At 37.1% G+C, this 3007-nt stretch carries 5 protein-coding genes; all 5 read left to right on the top strand.

The features are described from left to right. The first annotated feature begins 158 nt into the window (after positions 1-158). Positions 159-371 carry a hypothetical protein gene (locus H5125_RS21480; protein ID WP_182745452.1) on the top strand — a complete coding sequence of 71 codons (213 nt, stop codon included), beginning with the start codon at positions 159-161 and terminating at the stop codon, positions 369-371. Between the two features lie 52 nt (positions 372-423). Then, positions 424-1188, top strand: a complete 765-nt coding sequence (locus H5125_RS22285; protein ID WP_259395516.1) for a peptidoglycan-binding protein — start codon at positions 424-426, stop codon at positions 1186-1188. Further along, positions 1188-1718 carry a hypothetical protein gene (locus H5125_RS21470; protein ID WP_182697105.1) on the top strand — a complete coding sequence of 177 codons (531 nt, stop codon included), beginning with the start codon at positions 1188-1190 and terminating at the stop codon, positions 1716-1718. The genes H5125_RS22285 and H5125_RS21470 overlap by 1 nt, the downstream gene beginning before the upstream one ends. A 58-nt stretch (positions 1719-1776) precedes the next feature. Next, positions 1777-1902, top strand: coding sequence for a hypothetical protein (locus H5125_RS22280; RefSeq protein WP_259395515.1), 126 nt, complete (start codon positions 1777-1779; stop codon positions 1900-1902). 188 nt (positions 1903-2090) lie between these two features. Next, the coding region (locus tag H5125_RS21465; protein ID WP_182745450.1) for a hypothetical protein at positions 2091-3007 on the top strand (917 nt) is incomplete at its 3' end.

Below are 3007 nucleotides of genomic sequence, written 5' to 3'. Positions count from 1 at the left end.
ATCCAGAGCGATGGTCAAAAGAAGAGCGAAACTGGCAGCCAATAGGCGCTGTGGAGTTAAATCCAGAGCAACATAAAGAAGCTGCTTAACAATTTAGGCGACAACTGTCTTGAAAAACGCCGAAAGATATAATTTCAAATTTAGAAAATCATAATTAAGTGGCTGGCAGAGTTCACCCACAAGATGTGTTTGGCCAAACAATTGAAAGCACATTTGTTAAAGATAGGGACATTGAAGATACAGATAATGAACAAGCTGATGTTGATTATGCTGCTTTGCAAGACAAGATAACTAACCCAATCCGTTGGGGAATACCTCAGGGAAATGGAATTATATCGTTAAATTGTCAAAAATCAGTTCCCGAAAATTAAAGAATTACAGATTTTATCTCTTATTAAAATCAACTATGACAAGGATAATACGATGTCATCAATAAAAATAACTCAAGCTGTCGGGTTGGGTGGAGCTAACAATGGAAACGATGTAAAAGCTGTACAAACGGCATTAAATAAATTACTTAAATTCATTCCTCCTACAAAATCATTAATTGTTGATGGCCGTTTAGGCTCTAAGCCTGAAAGCGCTAAAACTGTTGCAGCGATAAAGCTATTTCAAAGTAAAGCACTCAACATGGTACGTCCAGATGGCAAAATTGACGTAAATGGTCGAACTCATCGAAAGATAAATGAATTGTTGATAGTAAATAGCGTTCAGGTCACCGGAATGCAAGACCCTAAACTTTTCATTACTAATGTAATAAAGCCAGCTCTTTTGAAAATAGGTTTAGCCTCCAGAAATGCAGAAATGTTACTACTAGGAACAGCTATCCAGGAGAGTCGTTTAAAATACCGACAACAATTAGGTGGTGGGCCTGCTTTAAGTTATTTTCAAATGGAACCTGCCACACACGATGATATTTGGGATAATTATCTAGCATACAGACCCGATCTTGCAAAAAAAGTCAGCGAATTGTTGAACAATGATGACAAATTACAAGAGCTAAAAGATAATGATCTATATGCATGTGCTATGGCAAGAGTGCATTATTTAAGGGCACCAGCAGGGTTACCATCAGAGGATGATCTTCATGGTCAGGCAGCGTATTGGAAATCTTATTACAATACGCCGTTAGGTAAGGGAACAATTCAAGAGTATGTTCATAATTGGCAAACCTATGGGGTTAAGTAATGACGTTATATAAATCTATTTTTGCAGTCTTATTATTGACCGCTAGCCATTTTGCTGCAGCGTCAGATTGTATTCAAATAAAAGTGATAAAGCCGATACTAGTGCAATTTAGTAGTGATGATGTTAAGTCAAAAAGATTTGATCAAGTTAAACTTTTACATGAAGATAAATCGGGCATTTGTTTACCGACTCTTGACACCTATGTTTTAGCATATAATGAAGGTGTTCCATTTATTGCTGTTCGTTTGAAGGGACACACGCCAAATATCACACTGATAAAAAAAGATGATATTGAGTATGCCTTGATCAAATATCATACGGGGAACAAGCTTCAGGTATTGAAAGGGTACCAATATGTAGACTCTGATTTAATTGAACTTCCAAACTTTACCTTAAGTAGTAATTTAAGCCAAATCAATATCGTTAATGGAAGTATTGAAGTTAACAATACCGAATTAGTTAAAAATAAGGTAATAAACCAATTGGCATACTATGATTTTGACCTAACGGGTATACATAAAAAGCGTTAAAATAATATCATTGGCATTTATCTCAGTAGCTGTGCTGTCAGCCGATAAGGCTACTGAATTGAATAGTATTTCCAGACCCAAAGGCACCATCGTTAGCGTAGAATATATTCTTTATTATCGCCGTTTTTCGCGAGTGGTGGTTAACGCTTTTCTGTGTGGCATTCAACTCGAAGAATACCGTTGACACATATAGGGTTCTATAAAGAATGGTAAAATTAACAAAGATTATCTTTTTAGCTAAGAATTATTTCATGTTCTTGGTGATGAGTAGTCTCATACCCACATAAATAAACTTATCATCATGATATCTAACGCCTAGTTTTCTACAGTAATTAGGCGGAATCAACATCATCAATAAGGTAAAGGAATACTATGCACGATATATTCGGCGAAATTAGACGCGAATTTTACACTCAAACAATCAAGGAGTGGTTAGGGTGGATTGTGGGGACCTTTTTACTGGTCGTGTTGATTAAATGGTTTGCTCAACAATATGACGTCCCAGAATTTGAATTTCATGTCTGGGTTTCAGCGACTCTTTATCTCTGGTATGTATCTACCATTAGCTTATTAATCGGTAGCACTTACTTTATCGCCCGTAATGCTCAAACCATGCTAGAGAGACGAGCGACACATCCTCAAAAGCCTGACAGTATTGATTTGAGCAATGATTTAGTCAGGGTTAAAAAAATCAAGATTAAAGCCGCTATCATTGCCGTTGTTGCGCATCTTATCAATGCTGGTCTTGTTTACTTTGTCACCGGTCACGTTCCTAGCATGACGTCAGAATATCAATTATATGCTGTGATTGGTGTGTTTGCGATAGCCGCCATTAAGCCTGCGATGTTAGGCGTAAACGCTGTTCGGATGGAGATTTTTGGCATGATTGAAGAAGCAGATTACCCACAACAGTCTGTTGCTGATTTATGGCGAGTAGTGAATGACTTTAACGACTATGAAGAGCGATTAGAAAAAGTATTCGAGCGTATCGATGACGCTAAGCAGGAGTTCAGCCGTGAAAAAGAGGTTACTATTGCTGATATTGTTGAAAAATTAACAGTATACAAAGCAGAATTACACTCTGCATTCGATGAAAAAATAACACTTTTCTCATCATCAGATAGCGCAAGAGAAGCGGCTTATCATGCGTTAAAAGAAGCACAGGCACCACTCAGTAAAGAAGTCAGTAAAATATTGGCTGAACTGCAAAACTTACAAAGCTTTGTGATTGATTTACGTGACAAAAATATCAAGGGAGAGCAATTGATGTCAGCATTAAAAGAATTTGG

This window comes from Shewanella sp. SR44-4 (assembly GCF_014163715.1).
Taxonomy (GTDB): Bacteria; Pseudomonadota; Gammaproteobacteria; order Enterobacterales; family Shewanellaceae; genus Shewanella.
Note: the sequence above shows the minus strand (reverse complement) of the source record. Positions and strands in the feature narration are given on the sequence as shown.

Excerpts from the sequence above, each read along its gene's own strand:
- H5125_RS22285 (WP_259395516.1), top strand. The coding sequence starts at position 424 with ATGTCATCAATAAAAATAACTCAAGCTGTCGGGTTGGGTGGAGCTAAC.
- H5125_RS21470 (WP_182697105.1), top strand. The coding sequence starts at position 1,188 with ATGACGTTATATAAATCTATTTTTGCAGTCTTATTATTGACCGCTAGC.